We start from the raw sequence: 22,289 nt of genomic DNA, 5'->3' as shown, positions 1-22,289 counted from the left end.
TGAACTGGAACGCCGCCCTGTCGGGTGCGTCAGTGCGTCAGCCTGCGTATGCGCGGGCTCCCTGGAGCTCGGCCTCGAGGGCCTGCAGCTGCCGTTCGACGGCGGCCGGGGCCGTGCCGCCCTGCGAGTTGCGGCTGTTGAGCGACCCTTCGGTCGACAGGACCGTGCGGACCTCGGGCGTCAGGTGCTCCGAAATCGCGGCGTATTCCTCGTCCGTGAGGTCCCAGAGCTCCACGTCGCGGCTTTCGGCCTGCTTGACGGCGGCGCCGGAGAGCTCGTGTGCCTCGCGGAACGGCACGCCCTGGCGGACCAGCCATTCGGCAATGTCCGTGGCCAGCGCGAAGCCCTGCGGAGCCAGCGACTCCATCCGCTCGCTGTTGAACTTCAGCGTGGCGATCATGCCGGACACGGCCGGGAGCAGCAGCTCCAGGGTGTCGGCGGCGTCGAACACCGGTTCCTTGTCCTCCTGCAGGTCGCGGTTGTACGCGAGCGGCAGGCCCTTGAGCGTGGCCAGCAGGCCGGAAAGGTTGCCGATGAGGCGCCCCGCCTTGCCGCGGGCGAGCTCGGCGACGTCCGGGTTCTTCTTCTGCGGCATGATCGAGGACCCCGTGGAGTACGAATCATGCAGCGTGACGAAGGAGAACTCCTTGGTGGCCCAGAGGATGACTTCCTCTGAGATCCGGGACAGGTCCACACCGATCATGGAGCAGATCCAGGCGAACTCGGCGAAGACATCGCGGGAGGCGGTGCCGTCGATCGAGTTGTGCACGGCGGAGTAGAAGCCCAAATCCGCGGCGACGGCCTCCGGGTCCAGTCCCAGCGAGGAGCCGGCCAGGGCGCCGGAGCCGTACGGAGAAACCCCCGCGCGCTTGTCCCAGTCCTGGAGCCGCTGCACGTCGCGCAGCAGCGCCCAGGCGTGGGCCAGCAGGTGGTGGCTCAGCAGGACCGGCTGGGCGTGCTGCAGGTGGGTGCGGCCGGGCATGGCCACGCCGGGGTGGGCCTTGGCCTGCTCCACGAGCGCGTCCACCGTGTCCAGCACGCCGCGGGCGATCAGCCGGGCGTGGTCCCGCAGGAACATGCGACCGAGGGTGGCCACCTGGTCGTTGCGGGAACGGCCGGCGCGCAGCTTGCCGCCCAGCTGTGTCCCGGCGCGCTCGATCAGCCCGCGTTCCAGGGAACCGTGGACGTCCTCGTCGGACTCGGCCGGCAGGTAGGCGCCGGAGGCGACATCCTCGTCCAGCTGATCCAGGGCCTTGAGCATGCCCTCGAGTTCGGCGTCGTCCAGCAGTCCGGCCTTGTGCAGCACGCGGGCGTGCGCCTTGGAGCCGGCGATGTCATAGCGGGCCAGCCGCCAGTCGAAATGCGTGGACTTACTCAGCGCGGCGAGGGCATCTGCGGGGCCGCCGGCGAAGCGGCCGCCCCACAGGGCGCCTTCGTTTGTTGCGCTCGTCATGTTCAGGCTCCGGCGACGCGCTGGTCGCGGCTGGAGGCAACCTTGGAGGACATGCCCCACAGTTCGATGAAGCCGCGGGCCATGGACTGGTCGAAGGTGTCGCCGGTGTCGTAGGTGGCCAGCGAGAAGTCGTACAGCGAGGTGTCCGAGCGGCGTCCGTTGACGATGGCCTGGCCGCCGTGCAGCACCATGCGGATGTCACCGGAGACGTACTTCTGGGTGTCGTCGATGAAGGCATCCAGGGAGCGCTTGAGCGGGGAGAACCACTGGCCGTCGTAGACCAGTTCGGACCAGCGCTGGCCGACGGTGGCCTTGAAGCGGGCCTGCTCACGCTCGATGGTGACGTCCTCGAGGTGCTTGTGCGCGGTGATCAGCGCCATCGCACCCGGGGCTTCGTAGATTTCGCGGGACTTGATGCCCACGAGGCGGTCCTCGACGACGTCGATGCGGCCCACGCCCTGGGCGCCGGCGCGGCGGTTCAGTTCCTGGATGGCCTGCAGCGGGGTGACCTTGACGCCGTCGATGGCCACCGGGATGCCGGCTTCGAAGGAAATGGTGACCTCATCCGGGGCCGGTGGGAACTCCGGCGTCGCGGTGTAGTCGTAGATGTCCTTGGTGGGAGCGTTCCAGATGTCCTCGAGGTAGCCGGTTTCGACGGCACGGCCCCAGACGTTCTGGTCGATCGAGTAAGGGTTCTTCTTGGTGGTCTCGATCGGCAGGCCCTTTTCCTCGGCGAAGGCGATGGCCTTGTCGCGGGTGAGGGCGAGGTCACGGACGGGGGCGATGCACTTCAGGTCCGGGCCGAGGGTCTGGATGCCGACCTCGAAGCGGACCTGGTCGTTGCCCTTGCCGGTGCAGCCGTGGGCCACGGTGGTGGCGCCGAATTCGCGGGCGGCCTTGACCAGGTGCTTGACGATCACCGGGCGGGAGATCGCCGAGACCAGCGGGTAGTGGCCCTGGTAGAGGGCGTTCGCCTTCAGCGTGGGCATGGCGTATTCGTTGGCGAACTCATCGCGGGCATCGGCCACGTAGGCTTCGACGGCGCCGCAGCCGAGGGCACGCTGGCGGATGGTCTCGAGGGACTCGCCGCCCTGTCCGACGTCGACGGCGACGGCGATGACCTCGGCGCCGGTGGCTTCACCGATCCAGCCGATGGCTACGGACGTATCGAGGCCACCGGAGTAGGCCAGAACAATGCGCTCAGTCACGAGTGTGCTCCTTTGGGAAGATCATCTTGATTGTGAATGACTATACAGCGTTATGCGTATTTATACATATCGGCCCAACTGACTTGCAGTTGTGGTCGTTTTGGGGGCTCAAAACGACGTTAATTGCGAGCTAGTTGGGGTTCGACTCCGCCATCGCGAGGAACCGGGCCGCCAGCGCCTCGCCGCCGTCGGGATCCCTGGCCACGAGCAGCACGGTATCGTCCCCGGCAATTGTGCCCAGAATCGAGGGCATCACGGAATGGTCGATGGCCAGGGCGAGGAAATTTGCCGCGCCGGGCGGGGTCCTGATGACCACCAGGTTGGCCGAGGCCTCCGCGGTGACCAGCAGTTCGCCGCAGAGCTTTTCCAGCCGGGCGTCCAGGATTTCCTGGCCCACCCCGCTGGTGGCCGCGCGGTCCCCGCCTTCGCCAGGCACCGCGTAGACCAGCACGCCTTCGCTGCCGCGCACGCGCACGGCACCGATTTCCACGAGGTCGCGGGACAGGGTGGCCTGGGTGACCTGCACTCCGTCGTCCGCCAGCCGGGCGGCGAGTTCGGCCTGCGAACGGACGCTTTCGCCGCGCAGGATCGCGGTGATCCGCGCCTGCCGGGCGGTCTTGGTGGCCGGGCTCGCGCCCGGCACCGGCTGGTTGCTGGACACTAGAAGGTGCTCTCGCCGGTTCCTTCGACGGGGGCCAGACCGTCGACGAAAGCAAGCCCGGAGCGGTGCATCAGCCAGGCCATGAGTGCCTTCTGGGCGTGCAGGCGGTTTTCGGCCTCGTCCCAGACGATCGACTGCGGCCCGTCGATGACGCCCGCCGAGATTTCGTAGCCGCGGTAGGCAGGCAGGCAGTGCAGCACGACGGCGTCCGGTGCGGCCTGCGCCATGGCTGCCTCGTCCACGGAGTAGTCGCGGAACAGCTGGAGCCGGGCTTCCTTTTCGGCTTCCTGGCCCATGGACACCCAGGTGTCGGTGGCGACGACGTCCGCGCCCTTGAGCGCCTCGGCGGCGTCGGTGGTGATGAGCACGGAGCCGCCCGTTTCGGCGGCGCGGGCCTCGGCGGCCGCCACGATGTCCGCCGCGGGCAGGTAGCCCTCGGGGCCGCTGATGCGCACGTGCATGCCCGCGGTGACGCCGGCCAGCAGGTAGGAGTTGGCCATGTTGTTCGCGGCGTCGCCCAGGTACGCCATGGTCAGCCCGGCCAGCTTGCCCTTGTGTTCCTTGACCGTGAGGAGGTCGGCGAGCAGCTGGCAGGGGTGGTAGTCGTCGCAGAGCGCGTTGATGACCGGCACCTTGGAGTTTTCGGCCATGGCCACGAGGCCGGCGTGGGCGCCGGTGCGCCAGACGATGGTGGAGACCATACGTTCGAGGACCTTGGCGGTGTCCTCGACGGATTCCTTGTGGCCGATCTGGGCCTCGCCCGGGTTGATGATGAGGGCAGTGCCGCCCATGTCCGCCACGCCGGTGGCGAAGGAGACACGGGTGCGTGTGGACGTCTTGTCAAAGATGACTGCGACCGTCTTGCGGCCGTTCCCTTCGGCTGCGTAGGGCTGCACGCTGTACGGCGCGGCCTTCATGCGGGCGGCGAGTTCGAGCACCTCGGCCTGTTCAGTAGGGCTGAGGTCGGTGTCCTTAAGGAAGTGGCGTGTGGTGGTCACTGGGATTCCTTCGCGGTCTGCAGGAGGGCGGGCAGGGCGGCCAGGAAACGGCCGGCTTGTTCGGTGCTCAGGATGAGCGGCGGGGCCAGGCGGATGGTGCGGGGGCCGGGGCTGTTGACGATGAACCCGGCGTCGAGCCCGGCCTGTACGACGGCGGGTGCGACGTCGGCGTCCAGGTCGAAGCCGATCAGCAGGCCAACGCCGCGGACTTCCGTGACGCCGTCGACGTCGGCAAGCCCCTTCCGCAGGAAGGCACCCACGGTGCGTACGTTCTCCAGCACGCCCTGGCTTTCGATCGCGTGCAGGGTGGCGAGGGCGGCGGCGGTGGCCACCGGGTTGCCGCCGAAGGTGGTGCCGTGCTGGCCGGCGGACAGCAGCGACGACGTCGCCTCGCCGAAGGTGATGAGGGCGCCCACCGGGAAGCCGCCTCCCAGGCCTTTGGCCAGGGTGATGGCGTCCGGGACGATTCCCGCATCCTCGCTGGCGAGCCACTTGCCGGTGCGGCCAATGCCGGTCTGCACCTCGTCCAGGATCAGCAGGGCGCCGGCGGCCGTGGTGGCCTCGCGTGCGGCCTGCAGGTATTCGGTACTGAGCGGGCGCACGCCGGCCTCGCCCTGGATGGGCTCGAGGAACACGGCCGCCGTGGTGTCGTCGACGGCGGCGCGCAGGGCTTCGATGTCGCCGAACGGGATGTGGACCACGCCGCCGGGCAGCGGTTCGAACGGAGTCCGGTAGGCTTCCTTGGCCGTCAGGGCCAGGGCGCCCATGGTGCGGCCGTGGAAGGCACCTTCGAGGGCGATGATCTTGGTGCGCTTGCCGTCCCCGTTGCGGCGGGCCAGCTTGAAGGCGGCCTCGTTGGCTTCGGTGCCGGAGTTGGCGAAGAACACCTTGGACGCCGCGGGAGCCTTGACCAGGGCCAGCAGCTTTTCGGCGAGCGCGATCTGCGTGGGGCTGGTGAAGAAGTTGGAGACGTGGCCCAAGGTGGCCAGCTGGCTCGCGATCACCGAGGTGACGAAGGGGTGCGCGTGGCCCATGGCGTTGACGGCGATGCCGCCCAGCAGGTCCAGGTACTCCTTGCCGTCGGCGTCCCACACCAGGCAGCCGGCGCCGCGTACGAGCACGCGCTGCGGGGTGCCGAAGACGCCCATGAGCGAAGATGAGTAGCGCGACAGCCACTCGGCGCCGCTGCCGGCTCCAGTCATGACGGAAGCTTTGGCGTCCGATCCGGCGATGGGGGCCCGGGTGTGGTCGGGCACCGCGAAGCGGGCGGGGCCCCTATCGCCGGTCGGAGCCGTGCCAACAGTTTCGTTCATGCGTTCGGTCCTTCTTCGTCGGGGACGACCTGCGTTCCGATGCCCGCGGTCGTGAAAGTTTCCAGCAGCATGGAGTGGGCCAGGCGGCCGTCCACGATGTGCGCGCGCTCCACGCCGTCGTCGATCGCCTTCAGGCAGGCCGCCATCTTCGGGATCATCCCGGATTCCAGGCCGGGCAGCATTTCCCGCAGTTCCGAGGCGGTCAGCGAGGAGATCAGCGAGGACTTGTCCGGCCAGTTCGCGTAGAGGCCTTCGACGTCGGTCAGGATCACCAGCTTGGAGGCGCCCAGCGCGGAGGCGACGGCGGCCGCGGCGGTGTCCGCGTTGACGTTCAGCACCTGCCCGGTGGTCTGCCAGCCGGAAGCTGTTCCGGCACCGGAAGAATTGTCGGCGTACGTGATCTCCGGGGCGACCGTGGAGATCACGGGGATGCGGCCGGCGTCGAGGATGTCCCTGATCCCGGTGGGATCGACACCCACTACTTCGCCCACCAGCCCGAGGTCCACTTCCTCGCCGTCCACCACGGTGCCGGTGCGCACGGCGCGCAGCAGCCCGCCGTCCTCGCCGGACATGCCCACGGCGTAGGGTCCGTGCGAGTTGATCAGGCCCACCAGCTCGCGGCCCACCTGGCCGGTGAGGACCATGCGGACCACGTCCATGGCCTCGGGCGTGGTGACGCGCAGCCCGCCCTTGAACTCGGATTCGATGCCCAGCCGGCCCAGCATCGAGTTGATCTGCGGGCCGCCGCCGTGCACCACCACGGGGTGGATGCCCACGTGGTGGAGGAACACGATGTCCTCGGCGAAGGCGCGGCGCAGCTCCTCATTGACCATGGCGTTGCCGCCGTACTTGATGACCATGGAAGTGCCGGCAAAGCGCTGGATCCAGGGCAGAGCCTCGATCAGGGTCGCCGCCTTGTCCTGGGCAGCGGCCATGGAGGTGGTCTCGCGGGTGTGGGCGTTCACGGGTTCTCCTGCCTAGCTCGAGTAGGCGCTGTTCTCGTGCACATATTCGTGCGTGAGGTCATTGGTCCAGATGGTGGCTTCGGAATCGCCGGCCTGCAGGTCGATTTCCACGTGCACTTCGCGGGGCTCGAGGTCCACGAGGTTGCGGTCCTCGCCGATGCCGCCGTTGCGGCAGATCTGCACACCGTTGATGGCCACGTTCAGCTGGTCCGCTTCGAAGACGGCGTCCGTGGTGCCGACCGCGGAGAGCACGCGGCCCCAGTTGGGGTCCTTGCCGAAGATGGCGGTCTTGAAGAGGTTGGAGCGGGCCACGGCACGGCTGACAATTTCGGCATCCCGTTCGCTGGCGGCGTTGAAGGTGCGGATGGCGATGTCGTGGCTGGCGCCTTCGGCGTCGCCGATCAGCTTGCGCGCCAGTTCGGCGCTCACCTGGGTGAGTCCGGCCGCAAGCTGCTCGGCGGAGGGCACGGCATCGGAGGCACCGGAGGCAAGCAGGACCACGGTGTCGTTGGTGGACATGCAGCCGTCCGAGTCAGCCCGGTCGAAGGTGACACGCGTGGTGTCCCGCAGCACGACGTCGAGCAATTCCGCCGGGACCTGGGCATCGGTGGTGAGCACCACGAGCATGGTAGCCAGGCCCGGTGCAAGCATGCCGGCGCCCTTCGCGATGCCGCCGATGGTGAATTCCCGGCCTTCGGCGTCGGTGCCGGTGAAGACGGCTTCCTTGGCGACCGTGTCCGTAGTCATGATGGCGGTGGCGGCAGCGGATCCGCCGTCTTCGGACAGTTCAGCAGCGGCGGCTTCGACGCCGGGCAGGATCTTGTCCATGGGCAGCTGTTCGCCGATGAGGCCGGTGGAACAGACCACGACGTCGGAGGCGGAGATGCCCAGCAGTTCGGCGACCTTCTCGGCGGTGGCGTGGGTGTTTTGGAAGCCCTGCGGGCCGGTGCAGGCGTTGGCGCCGCCGGAATTGAGGACCACGGCGTCGACCCGGCCGTCCGAAACCACCTGGCGCGACCAGTGCACGGGCGCGGCGGCCACGCGGTTGGAGGTGAAGACGGCGGCGGCGGCCTTGAGCGGGCCGTCGTTGACCACGAGGGCGAGGTCCGGGTTGCCGGAGGCCTTGATGCCGGCCTTCACGCCGGCGGCGCGGAATCCCTGGGGGGCGGTGATCGTCACGGTGCGACTCCTTGCAGGTTCAGGCCGGCGCTTTCGTCCAGGCCGAGGGCGATGTTCATGGACTGCACGGCACCGCCGGCGGTTCCCTTGGTGAGGTTGTCGATGGCACAGGTAACGATCACACGGCCCGTGTGCGCGTCGAAGGCCAGCTGCATGACGGCATGGTTGGAGCCCTGCACCGACTTGGTGCTGGGCCACTGGCCTTCGGGCAGCAGGTGAACGAAGGGCTCGTCGTCATACGCTTCGGCCCAGGCCTGGCGGAGTTCCGCGGCGGTGATACCGGGCTTTGCCTTGGCGGTGGCGGTGGTGAGGATGCCCCGGCTCATCGGGGCGAGGGTGGGCGTGAAGGACACCGTAACCTGCTCCCCTGCCGCGTTGGACAGGCCCTGCTCGATTTCGGGGGTGTGGCGGTGCCCGCCGCCCACGCCGTAGGGGCTCATGGAGCCCATCACTTCGGAGCCGATGAGGTTGACCTTTGCTGCCTTGCCGGCGCCGGAGGTGCCGGAGGCGGAAACAATCACGACGTCGTCCGGCAGCAGGAGCTTGTTGGCGAACCCGGGCGTGAGGGCCAGAAGGGACGAGGTCGGGTAGCAGCCCGGGACGGCGATGCGCTTGGCGCCCTTGAGCTTCTCGCGCTGGCCGGGCAGTTCCGGGAGGCCGTAGGGCCAGGTGCCTGCGTGGGCCGAGCCGTAGAACTTTTCCCAGGCGGCGGGGTCCTCGAGCCGGTGGTCCGCTCCGGCGTCGATCACCACGGTGCCCTCAGGCAACTGGGCCGCGATTTCCGCGGAGGCACCGTGCGGCAGGGCCAGGAACACGACGTCATGCCCCGAGAGGTTTTCCACTGAGGTGTCTTCGAGAATCCGGCTCGCCAGGCCATGGAGATGCGGCTGCAACTCCCCTAGTCTGGAACCGGCGTTGCTGTGGGCCGTGATGGCGCCGATGGTGACGTTTGGGTGGCCCGCGAGGATACGCAGCACTTCCCCGCCGGCGTAACCGCTGGCCCCGGAAACGGCAACAGAAATAGTCATGGCAACACTGTACAGGAAAACTATGCATGGTTGCCGATATTTATGCATGCCCTGAATTGCCTTGCCTACCCCCGGCCGTGACGCAGGCAATACCCGCGTATGCTGGACAAAGGGTGATCCAGACCGTGCAGGCCGAACGTCGGCTGCAGCGTTGCCCGCAAGCGATTCGGGGCAAACAAGCATGGCACCCACATCCACCGTTGCGCGCCCTAAAGCGCGCGCCATCCAGCCCAACCCCATGGTCCGCAGTTATGCGGAACTGCTTAAGAGCGTCCGGGCCGAGGGCCTGTTGGAACGCCGCCGCGGCTTCTACATCTGGCTGTTCGCGGCCCTCATGGCGCTGATGGCGGCAACCTGGCTGGGCTTCGCACTGCTGGGCGATTCCTGGTATCAGCTCCTCATCGCGGCCGCCGTCGGCATCTTCTGCACCCAGCTGAGCTTCCTGGCGCACGAGGCCGGCCACAAGCAGGTCTTCGCGTCCCGCCGGGCCAACGACTGGTCCGCAAGGCTCCTGGCCACCGGGATCGCCGGGATCAGCTACTCCTGGTGGGAACAGAAGCACGGCGCCCACCACAACCACCCCAACATCATCTCCAAGGATCCCGACATCAGGAACAACGCGTTGGTGTTCTACCCGGAAGCTGCGGCCGCCCGCACCGGACGCTTCGCCTTCCTGACCCGCAAGCAGGGCTGGTTCTTCTTCCCCTTGCTCGGCCTGCTGGGAATCAGCCTGCAGTTTGACTCATTGCGCTTTGTCCTGGGGCGGGGCACCGTCCGGCACCGCTGGGTGGAAGCACCCATCCTGCTGACCCGCCTCCTGGCCCTTCCGGTGCTGGCCTTCACCTTCCTGCCCCTGGGCATGGCGTTCGCCTTCCTCGGAGTGCAGATCGTGGTGTACGGCTTCTACATGGGCGCCTCCTTCGCCCCGAACCACAAAGGCATGCCTGTGCTCCCCGCGGACAGCCGGGTGGATTTCCTGAACCGGCAGGTCCTGACCTCCCGGAACATCTCGGGCGGCCGGTTCATGGACTTCCTCCTCGGTGGCCTCAACCGCCAGGTGGAACACCACCTCTTCCCGGACATGGCCCGCCCGCAGCTCCAACGGGCCAGGGCAATCGTGCGCAGCTTCTGCGCCGCCCATTCCATTCCCTACACCGAGACAACCCTCATGCAGTCCTACGGAATCGTGGTCCGCTACCTCAACGAAGTAGGGCTGTCCGCGGGCCGCGGTTTCGACTGCCCCGTCGCTTCGGTGCACGGGCGCCGCTGACCGCACGGGACGGGCGCCGCTGACCGCACGCCTTACTGACGCCCTGCGACACCTGCGGGCATGTTCCCAGCCTGCCTCCCTAGGATGGGTTCAGTGGACCGGGCGCGGAAAGACCTGCCCGGAGCAAAGGAGAGCCATGACGCACGCCATCATCGCCCGGCAACCCGGAGGACCCGAAGTACTCGAATACCATGAGGCGGAAATGCCGGTCCCGGGGCCAGGTCAGCTCCTGGTCAAGGTCGCCGCCACGGGCGTCAACTTCGTCGAAACCTACCAGCGCAGCGGCCTCTACAAGGTGGCGTTCCCCTTCGTCCCGGGCTCGGAATGCTCAGGAACCGTGGAAGCCGTGGGCGACGGCGTCGAACTCTTCAGCGTCGGCGACCGCGTGGCCACGGCGGAAGGCGCCCGCAGCTATGCCGGGTACACCCTCATCGACGAGCACAAAGCACTGCCCGTTCCGGACGGCGTCGACGATTTCACGGCCGCCGCCCTCCCGCTGCAGGGCATGACCGCGCACTTCCTGATGAACTCCTCCTTCCGGGTGGAGCCCGGCCAGACCGTGCTCGCCCATGCCGGCGCGGGCGGCGTGGGCCTCCTCCTGACCCAGCTCCTCAAGGCCCGCGGGGCCCGGGTGATCACCACGGTGTCCACCGACGAAAAGGAAGCACTGTCCCGTGAGGCGGGGGCCGACGTCGTGCTCCGCTACGACGGTTTCGCACGGAAAGTCCGCGAACTGACCGACGGCGAAGGCGTGCACGCGGTGTTCGACGGCGTCGGCAAGGACACGTTCGATGACTCGCTGGAGAGCCTGCGGGTGCGCGGTTCGATGGTCCTGTACGGCGCCGCGTCCGGCCCGGTTCCGCCGGTCGACCCGATGCGGCTTCACGCAGGCGGCTCCCTCAGCCTCACCCGTCCCACCGTGGGCCACTTCCTGCAGAACGCGCAGGAACGCCACTGGCGCTCGGCCGAGATCTTCGACGCCGCGGCCAAGGGCACGCTCAAGGTGCGCATCGGTGCCCGCTATGCGCTGCCCGAGGCAGCACAGGCGCACCGCGACCTTGAAGGCCGCAAGACCACCGGCAAGGTCCTGCTGGTTCCCTGAGTTCCCGCGGTGGGCGGCTCCGGGGACAAGCCGCCCACGCACGGCCCGGCAGGCCGGCACACGTGACGACACAGTTACGCGGACACGGTTTGTGTCACCGTTTGTTCACCTTCATGGGCAAAGATCTTGAAGTGACACAGGAGCAATACATAGAGGCCCCCGACTCGGGCATCACGGGCGGCGCCTACCTGCCGCAGTTTCCCGGCGCCGCCGCGGCTCCCCCGCAGCGCTCGCTGGTGGACATCCTCGAGGAGACCGCCCGCCGCTTCCCCGAGGCCTCGGCACTGGACGACGGCAACAAATCGTTGAGCTACGCCGAACTACTCAAGGCGGTCCGGGCCTTCGGCCGGACCCTGCACGGCCGGGGCCTGGGCGCCGGCGACAAGATCGGCGTCCGGATCCCCTCGGGCCGCAACGAACTGTACGTGGCAATCCTTGGCATCCTGCTGGTGGGCGCCGCGTACGTCCCGGTGGACGCGGACGACCCCGACGAGCGCGCCCGGCTGGTCTTCGGCGAAGCCAAGGTTGCCGGCATCGTCACCGGCGGCCTGGCCGTGGAGGTCTTCGGCGAACGCCCGGCGCCCTTCCCCGCACCCCGGAAACCCGGCCTGGACGACGACTCCTGGATCATCTTCACCTCCGGCTCCACCGGCACCCCCAAGGGCGTTGCCGTGCAGCACCGTTCTTCGGCCGCCTTCGTGGACGCCGAGGCACGGCTGTTCCTGCAGGAGGACCCGATCGGCACGCAGGACCGGGTGCTCGCGGGACTGTCCGTGGCCTTCGACGCTTCCTGCGAGGAGATGTGGCTGGCCTGGCGGCACGGCGCCTGCCTGGTCCCGGCCCCGCGAGCCCTGGTCCGTTCCGGCATGGACCTTGGCCCGTGGCTGATCAACCACGGCATCTCCGTGGTGTCCACCGTGCCTACCCTGGCGGCCCTGTGGCCGGCCGAAGCGCTGGAGAACGTCCGGCTGCTGATCTTCGGCGGCGAAGCGTGCCCCCCGGAATTGGCCGAACGCCTGGCGGTGGACGGACGCGAGGTCTGGAACACCTACGGACCCACCGAAGCGACGGTGGTTGCCTGCGCCGCTCCCCTGGGCGGACCCGGCCCCGTGCGGATCGGACTGCCGCTGGACGGCTGGGACCTCGCCGTCGTCGATCCTTCCGGTGTCCCGGTGCCGGAAGGCGAAACCGGCGAACTGATCATCGGCGGCGTCGGGCTGGCCCGCTACCTGGACCCGGCCAAGGACGCCGAAAAATACGCGCCGATGCCGTCGCTGGGCTGGGAGCGTGCATACCGTTCCGGCGACCTGGTGCGCTACGAGCGCGAGGGCCTCATCTTCCAGGGCCGCGCCGACGAGCAGGTGAAGCTGGGCGGACGCCGGATCGAGCTCGGCGAGGTCGACGCCGCACTGCAGGCGCTGCCGGGCATCGCGGGGGCCGCGGCCGCCGTGCGTACGACCTCGGCCGGGAACCAGATCCTGGTGGGGTACCTCGCACCCGTGGAGGACGTGGAGCCCGACCTGGCAGATGCCCGGACGCTGCTGGCGAAGAGCCTGCCGGCCGCCCTGGTTCCGCTGCTGGCGGTGGTGGATTCGCTGCCCACGAAAACCAGCGGCAAGGTGGACCGGCATGCCCTTCCCTGGCCGCTGCCCGGTGCCGCGGCCGCCGACGCGGACAAGGCGCCGCTGAACCTTCCCGACGATGCCGCCTGGATCGTGGAGCAGTGGGAGTCCGTGCTCGGCTCCCCCGTGAACTCACTGGACGCCGACTTCTTCGCCTACGGCGGCGGCTCCCTCGCCGCGGCCCAGCTCGTCTCGGCCCTGCGGGTCCGCTACCCCACCATCACGGTGACCGAAATCTATGCGACGCCGCGCGTCGCCGCCCTCATCGAAGCGGCCCGCCAGTCGCTGCCCGACGGCGGCACCCCGGCCGCCGCCGTCGAACGCCCCGTGCGTCCCACCGCACCGAAGTCGCAGCTGTTCCAGACGCTGATGGGCATCGTCCTGAACATCCTCACCGGCATGCGCTGGCTGACCTACCTGATGGCCGGGAACCGGCTGCTGGCCGACATTGCGGGGTTCACCGCGGCACCTGTGGTGTCCTGGTGGTGGATCCTCGCCTCCTGGCTGGTGTTCGTCAGCCCGCTGGGACGGATGGCGATCGCAGTCGGTGCAGCCCGGATCCTGCTGCGGGGGCTCAAGCCGGGCAGCTACCCACGCGCCGGAAAGGTGCACCTGCGCCTGTGGCTGGCCGAGCAGGTCCAGGACCTGGCCGGCGCCGTCAGCCTGGCGAGCGCCCCTTGGGTTCCCTACTACGCCCGGGCCCTGGGCGCGAAGGTCGGCAATAACGTGCACCTGCACTCGGTGCCTCCGGTCACCGGCCTGCTGACGCTGGGCAGCGGCAGCAACATCGAACCCGAGGTGGACCTGTCCGGCTGGTGGGTGGACGGCGATTCGGTGCACATCGGCGAGATCCATGTGGGCCCCGGGGCCACGGTCGGTGCCCGGAGCACCCTCATGCCCGGCACCAGCATCGGCGCCGGCGCGCGCGTGGAGGCCGGATCCGCGGTGCTCGGCAAGGTCAAGGCCGGCCACCTGGTGGCCGGCTCCCCGGCCGAACGGCTCGGCAAAGCGAAGAATGAATGGCCCGAAGCCCCGGCCATGTCCCGTTTCATCCGGCGATCCTGGTTCGCAGCCTTCGCCGGTGCCTCTGCGCTGCTCGCCCTGATCCCCTACGCCTCGGCGTTCGCGGGCGCGTTGGTGGTCCTGGCCTTCGTCCGCGGCAAGTCCTCGCTGCAGTCGGCCCTGCCCGAGGTGCTCCTTTCGGTGCCCTTCGCGGCGCTGGCGTGGTTCCTCTGCAACCTGCTCCTGGTCCTCGCCGTGACGCGCCTGCTCGGCCTGGGCCTCAAGGAGGGCTACTGCCGGGTCCACAGCCGGGCCGGCTGGCAGGTCTGGGCCACCGAACGCGTGCTGGACATGGCGCGGGACCTGTTGTTCCCGATCTACGCCAGCCTGTTCACCCCGGTGTGGCTGCGCCTGCTCGGGGCCACGGTGGGCCGGAACGTCGAGGCGTCCACGGTGCTGCTCCTGCCGAAGATGACCACGATCGGCGACGGCGCGTTCCTGGCCGACGACACCATGGTGGCCTCCTACGAACTGGGCGGCGGCTGGATCAAGATCGCGCCGGCCAAGATCGGCAAGCGTTCCTTCCTCGGCAACTCCGGCATGACCGCCGCTGGCCGCAGCGTGCCCAAGAACTCCCTGGTGGCAGTGCTGTCCGCCACCCCGGCGAAGGCGAAATCCGGAACGTCGTGGCTGGGCAGCCCGCCCGTGCGGCTCCGGCGCACCGTGGTCGACTCCGACAAGAGCCTCACCTTCAACCCGTCACTTTCCCTGAAGACCCGGCGCGGGCTGTGGGAACTCTGCCGCCTGTTGCCGGTCATGCTGACGGTGGGCGTCGCCGTCGGGATCATGCTGACGCTCGACTGGATCGCATCCGGCACGTCCTACTGGGTGGCAGCCCTGCTGGGCGGCGTGGTGATGCTGCTGGCCGGTGCCGCGGCCGCACTCAGTTCCGTAGTGGCGAAGTGGCTGCTGGTGGGCCGGATCAAGGCCGGCGCGCATCCGCTGTGGAGCCCGTTCATCTGGCGCAACGAAGTGGTGGACACCTTCATCGAAATGGTCAGCGCCCCCTGGTTCGCCCGTGCCGCCGCCGGGACGCCGGCGCTGGTGTGGTGGCTGCGCGGCCTCGGCGCGAAGATCGGCCGCGGCACGTGGTGCGAGAGCTACTGGCTTCCCGAGGCCGACCTGGTGAGCCTCGGCCGGAGCTCCACGGTGAACCGGGGCTGCGTGGTGCAGACCCACCTGTTCCACGACCGCATCATGGCGATCGACACCGTGGTCCTCGAGGACGGTGCCACCATGGGCCCGCACGGCGTCATCCTCCCGCAGGCCAGCATCGGCGACGGCGGAACCGTGGGACCGGCGTCGCTGGTCATGCGCGGCGAGGCGGTCCCGGCGGGGACGTACTGGATGGGCAACCCGGTGAGTCCTTGGGCGGGGCCGTAAGATGCCGGCCGTGCGGCCGGTAGCGTAGCACCATGACCCGTAACGAGACAGCCTCCGGCCCGGATCCCGCGGCGGACCGCTACACCCTGCAGCACGGAAGCCTGGCCTTCCGGGTGGAACGCTACGAACTCGACCTGGACTACGCCCTCGGCAGCAACCGGCTCAGCGGACGTGCCGTGCTGCGCTGCGTTGCCTTGAAGGACGCGCAGCAGATCGTGCTCGACCTGGTGGGCTTCAAGGCCGCCAAGGTGCTGGTGGACGGGAAGAAGCCGCCCAAGTTCGGCGCCCGGGGCGAGCACCTGGTCATCACCACCAAGGACCGGCTGAAGGCACGGCAGTCCTTCACGGTGGAGGTGCGCTACGAGGGCAACCCGCGGCCGCGGCGGGGCCTGTGGGGCGAGGTCGGCTGGGAGGAATTGGACGACGGCGTGCTGGTTGCCGGGCAGCCGAACGGTGCCGCGTCCTGGTTCCCCTGCAACGACCACCCGCGGAACAAGTCCAGCTACCTGATCAGCGTCACCACGGACGACAACTACCGGGCGGTCTGCAACGGGCGCCTCATTTCCCGCAGCCGCAAGTCCAGCCGCGAAACCTGGGTGTACGAACAGCTCGAGCCGATGGCCACGTACCTGGCCACGGTGCAGATCGGCCGCTACGAACTGCTGCCGCTCTCCCCCGAGGCGGAGGCGCTGCACCACTCCGACACGCCCAGGCCGGCCGCTGTTCCGCAGTACCTCGCGGCCACCCCGCTCATGGCGGCGATTGCCCGCGAGGGCCTGGCCCGGCAACGGCACATGATGCGCACCTTCGTTGACTGTTTCGGTCCCTACCCCTTCCAGGAATACACGGCCGTGGTCACCGAGGACGAGCTGGAGATCCCGCTGGAGGCCCAGACGCTCTCGATCTTCGGCCGCAACCACATGGGGCAGGAGTGGGAGTCCCAGCGGCTGATCGCCCACGAACTGTCGCACCAGTGGTTCGGGAACTCGCTGACGGTGTCCAGCTGGAAGGACATCTGGCTGCACGAAGGCTTCGCGTGCTACGCGGAATGGATCTGGTCCGAGGAGGCCCGGGTGATGTCCCTGGCCGAGCGGGCGGCGGCGGCACACCGGAAGCTCGCCGGCGAAGCCAGGGACCTGCTGGTGGGCGACCCCGGTCCCAAGCTCATGTTCGACGACCGCGTCTACAAGCGCGGCGCCCTGGCGCTGCACGCCGTGCGCATGGCCTGCGGCGACGAGGCATTCTTCGGCCTGCTCCGCCGCTGGACGGCCGACTTCAAGCACGGCTCAGTGTCCACCGAACAGTTCGTCGCCACCGCGGACAGCTGCGTGCCGGGCCTGGACTGCGCTGCCGTCCTGGAACCCTGGCTCTACACCAAGGCCCTGCCGCCGCTCCCCTGACGCGTCCCCTGCCCGGTCCGTGAGGCAGGCGCTAGCAGAGGGCGACGGCGGCAACCAGGTTTCCGGGCACCGGCGCCGCCAGGCCGAGGCCGGGTTCCGTTCCGTCCAGAGCGAGGTCGGCCAGGCCGGGCAGGTCCAGCACATCCACGGTGGCCGGGTCCCGCCGGAGGCCTTCGCCGCTGCGTTTCAGCCACGCTTCCTTCCGTGCCCACAGCCGTGCCCGGCCCCGGTTCCGGTCCCGTTCGGGAAGCCCCTGGACCCAGCGTTGTTCGCGGCCGCCGAGCGCCACCGCGTCGAAACCCGCTGCACCGGAACCAGCCGCGTTGTCGTCGCCGAAGCCGGCGAGCCTGCCGCTGTCTTCCAGGTCCACGCCCAGCGCCAGGCCAGGTTCCGGGTGCGCGACGCCGGCCAGCAGCACCCGGCCGGCCGCCCGGGAGGCGCTGAGCAGCAGCGGTGCGGGGCCGCCGTCGAGCAGGAAAGCCGGCCGGCCGTGGCCGGCCGCCGGACCGCATTGCGGGCAGTCGTAGCGCGGCGCCAGCCGGGCGGGTTCCACGTCCAGGAGGCGGGCGGCGAACAGCAGCAGGGCCGCCCGCCCGGCGAGGAACCCGGCACGGTCCTGCTCGTGCGCGTAGGCGGCGGCCCGCTCCCCGGCCGCGCCGCCCAGCACCGAAGCCATGACGACGGAAGGCGCCGCCACGGCGTCGAGCGCTTCCAGGCGCAGGGCCAGCCCGCCCATGTCCGCACCGCCCTTCGCTCGTGCCGTCCTCATGACAGCGTCCTACTTACAGGCGTCCTATCTAACAGGGTCCTATCTAACAGGGTCCTATCTAACAGTGTCGAGGTAGCCGGCCAGCGCCGGGGTGATCCTGGTGCCGGAGTTGGTGGACCCGCCGTTGGTGTGGACCGCCACGATCGAGGTGGAGCTGTTGTAGACGGGCGCACCGCTCTGGCCGCCGTTGGTGTCCATCGTGTAGAACACCTTCTCCGCTTGGGTAGAGGAGACCGAACCGGTCATGGTCCACATGGTGCCGCGCGGCTTGTCGCCCGGGTACCCGCGCACCGTGGCCGTCGATCCGTACAGGCTGTTGGTGGTTCCCGTGTAGCCCAGCCAGCCGGCGGCGTTGCCCACGGTGCAGTTGAGTTTGATGACACCCCAGTCCGCGTTGGTGTTGGCCGAATCGATCCAGCGCTGGTCCGTGTACAGTTCCGTGGCCCCGCAGCTGCCATAGGGATCGCTTGAACCGTTGCGGCCGGGTGCCACGCGGATTCCCCAGGAGTAGTCCGCGGCCGAGCCCGTGCCGCCCCGGTGCACGCAGTGCCCGGCGGTGAGGACGGTGTCGTCGGAAATCAGGGCGCCGGAGCAAATGGAGCCGGCGTTGAATTCGATCTGCACGATCGAGCTGCTGGGGGCCGAGGTGGTGTTCGTGACCTGGGTCCGGCCGTCGGAACCGATCACCGACTCCGTCGAGGCACCGCCGCCTTTGACCGGCGCCGGGAGCGTGTAGTGGTCCGCGAGCGGGGACGCCGCCGGCCCGGAAGTCCTGGCCGGGTCCACGGCGTGCGGGACGGGCTGGACGCCGCCCGTTTCTGATGGAGCAGTCCCTGCCGGATCCGTCTCTGCTGCGACGGCGGTTCCGCCGAGGCCGGTGGTAGCCGCGAATACCGCGGCGGCGAGCAGCTGGCCGGTTTTCTGCTTGTTCATGGGTCCCTTTCGGTTGCTGGAAATGGAAAGGACCCTTGGGCCGGGTGGTCCAAGGGTCCTTTCAAAGGCGGGTCAGTCCTGCGCGCGGTCAGCGCTGCACGGCTCCGAAACGATCCGCGGCGACGGCGACAGCGGCCTCGCGGGCTTCCGATGCCTCGTCGGCGGTGAGGGTGCGGTCCGTCGCGCGGAAGCGCAGGCCGAAGGCGAGCGACTTCTTGCCGTCCTCGATGCCCTTGCCCACGTACACGTCGAACAGTGCCACATCCTCCAGCAGTTCACCGGCGCCTTCACGGAGCGCGGCGAGGACGGCGTCCGCCGGCACGTCCTGCGGAACCACCAGGGCGACGTCCTGCGTGGCGACCGGGAACCCGGAGATGTGCTTGGCGACGATTACGTCGGCGGCGGCCTCGAAGATGGCGTCCGCGTCCAGTTCCATGGCCACCGAGCGGGCGGGCATGTCGTGCGCGGCCAGGAGCTTCGGGTGCAGTTCTCCGGCGTAGCCCACTACCTCGCCCGAGCGGAGCGCCAACTGGGCGGCGCGTCCCGGGTGGAAGGCCTGGTGGCTTCCCTGGCTGACCACGAGTTCGACGCCGAGCACGTCGCCCACCAGGCGGGCGGCGTCGAGGGCGTCGGCCCAGTCCCACTGGCGCGGGGCGTGGCCGGCGGCGGCGGGCGAATCATGGCCGCACATCAGGGCGGCGAGGTGCAGCGGCTGGTCCGGGACGCCGTCGAACAGTCCGTCCAGAACCTCAGGGGCCGGCTTGGCACCCAGCGGCGGAATGGACTCCGTGCCCAGCTTTCCGTCCGGCAGGAACACCAGGCCGGCCTCGTACAGGGCGAGGTCGCGGAAACCGCGGGACAGGTTGCGGCGGGCGGCCTCGATGAGGCCGGGCAGCACCGAGGTGCGCAGGTAGCCGTGCTCTTCGCTGATCGGGTTGGCCAGCTTGATCGCGGTGCGTTCGGCGCCTTCCTCGGCCACGCCGAAGGTGTCATTGGCGGCCTTGGAGACGAAGGGGTAGGACAGCACCTCGGTGAGGCCTGCGTCGGCCAGGGCCTGGACCACGCGGCGCTTCTGCTGCTGCGCACGGGTGAACCCGCGGCCGGGAGGGGCCACCGGCAGGGTCGCCGGGATGTTCTCGTAGCCCACCAGCCGGGCGATTTCCTCGGACAGGTCTTCCTTGGTCTCGAGGTCCTGGCGCCAGCTCGGAGCGCTGACCCGGTAGCCGTCAGCGGTCTTTTCGACAGCGGCACCCAGGTCCTCGAGGCAGCCGGTGATCTGCTCTTCGCTGAAGTCGATGCCGATGCGCTCGGCCGCGAAGCCGGCAGGAAGCTCGATCGTGGCGGTTTCGGGCGCGGTTCCGACGTCGGTTCCTGGCTCGTCCGCGGTACCTCCCGCGAGGTCCACCAGCAGGTCCACCACGCGCTGCGCGGCAACCCCGGCAAGCTGCCAGTCCACGCCGCGTTCGAAACGCTTGGACGCTTCCGACGGCAGCTTGTGGCGGCGGCGGGCCCGGCCGATGGACACCTCGTCGAAGTGGGCGGCCTCGACCAGGATGTTCGTGGTGGAGTCGGACACTTCGGTGTTGGCCCCGCCCATGACACCGGCGATCCCGATCGCTCCGGAGTCGTCGGTGATCAGCAGGTCTTCGACGTCAAGCGCGCGTTCCTTGCCGTCCAGGGTGAGGATCTTCTCGCCGGGCGCGGCACGGCGCACCACGATGTCGCCGGCGAGCTTGTCCAGGTCGTAGCAGTGGTTCGGCTGGCCGAGCTCGAGCATGACGTAGTTGGAGATGTCCACCGGCAGGGAGATGGAGCGGATGCCGGCCAGGCGGAGCCGGGACACCATCCACTGCGGAGTGGGGCGCGTGGCGTCCACGCCGCGCACGGTGCGGGCTACGAAGCGGTCGCAGCCGGGCTTGCCGTAGATGGGTGCGTCGTCGTTGAGCTTGACGCCGTAGCCGCCGGAGAGTTCCACCGGGGCATTGACCTTCGACGCCGGGTCCGTGAAGGACGTGCCGGTGGCGTGGGCGTATTCGCGGGCCACGCCACGGATGGAGAACGCGTAGCCGCGGTCCGGAGTGACGTTGATTTCCGCTGCCTGGTCGTAGAGGCCGAGCAGTTCCATCGCGTCAGTGCCGATTTCGGGGTCGAGGCCGATCCGGGACAGGACCAGGATGCCGTCGTGGTCCTCGCCGATGCCGAGCTCGCGGACGGAGGCGATCATGCCCGCGGACAGGTGCCCGTAGGTCTTTCGCGCGGAGATGTGGAAGTCGCCGGGCAACACGGCGCCGGGCAGGGTGACCACTACCTTGTCGCCTTCCACGAAGTTGTGGGCGCCGCAGACGATGCCCTGCACGCCGGAGGGGTCGATGCCCTTGCCGGTGAGGGTCTGCTCCTGTCCCTCGGGGACCACGCGGACCTGGCACCAGTTGATGGTCTTGCCGTTGGACTGGGGTTCCTTGACCAGGCTCAGGACCTGCCCGACGACGACCGGGCCCTGCAGGGTGTCCGTGGGACGGTGGACGGCTTCTTCCTCAAAGCCGACCTTGACGAGTTCCGTCATGACGTCTTCGGCCGAGGCGCCGGACGGTACCTGCGCGAACTCGCGCAGCCAGGAAAGTGGGATACGCACTGTTAGATCTCCATCCCGAAGTGCTCGCTGAAACGTACATCGCCTTCGATCATGTCGCGCATGTCGCTGACCTCGTTGCGGAACATGAGGGTCCGCTCGATGCCCATGCCGAAGGCAAAACCTGAATACTCCTCCGGGTCGATGCCGGCGGCGCGCAGCACGTTCGGGTTGACCATGCCGCAGCCGCCCCATTCGATCCAGCGGGGCCCGCCCTTGGCGCCGGGGTGCCAGATATCCAGCTCCGCGGACGGCTCGGTGAAGGGGAAGTAGTTCGGGCGCAGGCGGATGGAGGCTTCCTCGCCGAACATCTGCCGGGCGAAGTGCTCCAGGGTTCCGCGCAGGTCGGCCATGCTGAGGTTCTTGTCGATGGCCAGGCCCTCGAACTGGTGGAACACCGGGGTGTGCGTGGCGTCGAGTTCATCGGTGCGGAACACCTTGCCCGGGCACAGCACGTAGATGGGGACTTCGCGTTCGAGCATGGAACGCACCTGCACCGGGGAGGTGTGGGTACGCATGAGCAGGTGGGCTTCGGGCGGTTCCACGAAGAAGGTGTCCTGCATTTCGCGGGCCGGGTGGTCCGGCTTGAAGTTCAAGGCGTCGAAGTTGAACCACTCCGACTCGACCTCGGGGCCTTCCGCGATTTCCCAACCCATGCCCACGAAGATGTCCGCCACGCGGTCCTGCAGGGTGGACAGCGGGTGCCGGGCACCGGCGCGGCGGCGGCGCGGAGCGGCCGTGACATCCACGGTCTCTTCGACCAGGATGCGGGCGTCGTTCTCGGCTTCGAGTTCCGCGGTACGGGCGGTGAGGGCCTGGTTGACGCGGCCGCGGGAGGCGCCCATGAGCTTGCCGGCGGCGGCTTTGTGCTCCTTGGCCAGGCCGCCGATTTCGCGGTTGGCCAGGCTCAGGGGCGACTTCTCCCCCGTGTGGGCCAGGCGGACGGCCTTGAGTTCTTCGAGCGAGGACGCGGCGGCAATGGCGGCGACGGCGGCCTCGACGGCGGCAGTGATGGCGGCCTCATCCAGCGGGTTCGGGATGGCGGCGCCCGGCAAAGTGTCAGTCATCTACTGTTCTTAGCTACGAGTCGGAAGTGTTCTCCGCCGGCGCGCAGCGCGGCAAAGACAAAAGGGCAATGCTCACCGGATCATCCGGCGGGCATTACCCCCCAGTCTAGTTGAACGCCGCGACCGGGATTCAACCGGTCCGCTATTCAGGCAGGTCCGTCCCGGCCGGGTTGCACGGGCGGCGGGCCGGGCCGCGCAGGCGGGTGGCCCGGCAGGGGCGGCGGGGCGGCCGGCGGGGCTGCGGGTG

At 69.1% G+C, this 22,289-nt stretch carries 16 protein-coding genes; 4 read left to right on the top strand and 12 right to left on the bottom strand.

The window, feature by feature from the left end; genetic code table 11:
* Positions 1-37 precede the first annotated feature (37 nt).
* The 8 genes from argH to argC all read right to left on the bottom strand — a co-directional run bounded on the left by argH (position 38) and on the right by argC (position 8,805).
* Positions 38-1,453, bottom strand: coding sequence for an argininosuccinate lyase (gene argH, locus D3654_RS13545; RefSeq protein WP_120522013.1), 1,416 nt, complete (start codon positions 1,451-1,453; stop codon positions 38-40).
* A 2-nt stretch (positions 1,454-1,455) separates the two neighbouring features.
* Positions 1,456-2,661 carry an argininosuccinate synthase gene (locus D3654_RS13540; RefSeq protein WP_074589267.1) on the bottom strand — a complete coding sequence of 402 codons (1,206 nt, stop codon included), beginning with the start codon at positions 2,659-2,661 and terminating at the stop codon, positions 1,456-1,458.
* A 130-nt stretch (positions 2,662-2,791) separates the two neighbouring features.
* A complete protein-coding gene (locus D3654_RS13535) occupies positions 2,792-3,322 on the bottom strand; it encodes an arginine repressor (protein WP_120522012.1) in 531 nt (176 codons plus the stop codon).
* On the bottom strand, positions 3,322-4,320 hold the full coding sequence (argF, locus tag D3654_RS13530; protein ID WP_120522011.1) for an ornithine carbamoyltransferase: 999 nt from the start codon (positions 4,318-4,320) through the stop codon (positions 3,322-3,324). Before argF ends, D3654_RS13535 begins: the two co-directional genes overlap by 1 nt.
* Positions 4,317-5,522 carry an acetylornithine transaminase gene (locus D3654_RS13525; protein WP_120522021.1) on the bottom strand — a complete coding sequence of 402 codons (1,206 nt, stop codon included), beginning with the start codon at positions 5,520-5,522 and terminating at the stop codon, positions 4,317-4,319. Before D3654_RS13525 ends, argF begins: the two co-directional genes overlap by 4 nt.
* 107 nt (positions 5,523-5,629) lie before the next feature.
* Positions 5,630-6,598 (bottom strand): acetylglutamate kinase, encoded by a 969-nt coding sequence (argB, locus tag D3654_RS13520; RefSeq protein ID WP_120522010.1) that lies wholly within the window; start codon positions 6,596-6,598, stop codon positions 5,630-5,632.
* A 12-nt stretch (positions 6,599-6,610) separates the two neighbouring features.
* The gene (gene argJ / locus D3654_RS13515; RefSeq protein WP_074589259.1) at positions 6,611-7,777 is read right to left on the bottom strand and encodes a bifunctional glutamate N-acetyltransferase/amino-acid acetyltransferase ArgJ; all 1,167 of its coding nucleotides are present in this window, start codon (positions 7,775-7,777) and stop codon (positions 6,611-6,613) included.
* Positions 7,774-8,805 carry an N-acetyl-gamma-glutamyl-phosphate reductase gene (argC, locus tag D3654_RS13510; protein ID WP_120522009.1) on the bottom strand — a complete coding sequence of 344 codons (1,032 nt, stop codon included), beginning with the start codon at positions 8,803-8,805 and terminating at the stop codon, positions 7,774-7,776. Before argC ends, argJ begins: the two co-directional genes overlap by 4 nt.
* 181 nt (positions 8,806-8,986) lie before the next feature.
* Here argC and D3654_RS13505 point away from each other — a divergent pair, with 181 nt between their 5' ends.
* The 4 genes from D3654_RS13505 to D3654_RS13490 all read left to right on the top strand — a co-directional run bounded on the left by D3654_RS13505 (position 8,987) and on the right by D3654_RS13490 (position 16,644).
* Positions 8,987-10,075: a fatty acid desaturase family protein gene (locus D3654_RS13505; RefSeq protein WP_120522008.1), complete on the top strand. Its 1,089-nt coding sequence runs from the start codon at positions 8,987-8,989 to the stop codon at positions 10,073-10,075.
* Between the two features lie 136 nt (positions 10,076-10,211).
* Positions 10,212-11,177 (top strand): quinone oxidoreductase family protein, encoded by a 966-nt coding sequence (locus tag D3654_RS13500; RefSeq protein ID WP_120522007.1) that lies wholly within the window; start codon positions 10,212-10,214, stop codon positions 11,175-11,177.
* 131 nt (positions 11,178-11,308) lie between these two features.
* A complete protein-coding gene (locus D3654_RS13495; RefSeq protein ID WP_245413233.1) occupies positions 11,309-15,244 on the top strand; it encodes a Pls/PosA family non-ribosomal peptide synthetase in 3,936 nt (1,311 codons plus the stop codon).
* A gap of 32 nt (positions 15,245-15,276) precedes the next feature.
* Positions 15,277-16,644: a M1 family metallopeptidase gene (locus D3654_RS13490; RefSeq protein ID WP_120522006.1), complete on the top strand. Its 1,368-nt coding sequence runs from the start codon at positions 15,277-15,279 to the stop codon at positions 16,642-16,644.
* Positions 16,645-16,675: 31 nt separating this feature from the next.
* On the opposite strand, the gene D3654_RS13485 is transcribed toward D3654_RS13490, so the two are convergent.
* The 4 genes from D3654_RS13485 to pheS all read right to left on the bottom strand — a co-directional run bounded on the left by D3654_RS13485 (position 16,676) and on the right by pheS (position 22,042).
* A complete protein-coding gene (locus D3654_RS13485; RefSeq protein WP_245413232.1) occupies positions 16,676-17,413 on the bottom strand; it encodes a 4'-phosphopantetheinyl transferase family protein in 738 nt (245 codons plus the stop codon).
* Between the two features lie 54 nt (positions 17,414-17,467).
* Complete coding sequence (locus D3654_RS13480; RefSeq protein WP_120522004.1) at positions 17,468-18,346, bottom strand: trypsin-like serine peptidase; 879 nt, start codon at positions 18,344-18,346, stop codon at positions 17,468-17,470.
* Positions 18,347-18,434: 88 nt separating this feature from the next.
* Positions 18,435-20,978, bottom strand: coding sequence for a phenylalanine--tRNA ligase subunit beta (gene pheT / locus D3654_RS13475; RefSeq protein WP_120522003.1), 2,544 nt, complete (start codon positions 20,976-20,978; stop codon positions 18,435-18,437).
* A 2-nt stretch (positions 20,979-20,980) separates the two neighbouring features.
* On the bottom strand, positions 20,981-22,042 hold the full coding sequence (pheS, locus tag D3654_RS13470; protein WP_115789843.1) for a phenylalanine--tRNA ligase subunit alpha: 1,062 nt from the start codon (positions 22,040-22,042) through the stop codon (positions 20,981-20,983).
* Positions 22,043-22,289: the final 247 nt, after the last annotated feature.

The organism is Arthrobacter celericrescens, assembly GCF_003614925.1.
GTDB classification, from domain to species: domain Bacteria; phylum Actinomycetota; class Actinomycetes; order Actinomycetales; family Micrococcaceae; genus Arthrobacter; species Arthrobacter celericrescens.
Note: the sequence above shows the minus strand (reverse complement) of the source record. Positions and strands in the feature narration are given on the sequence as shown.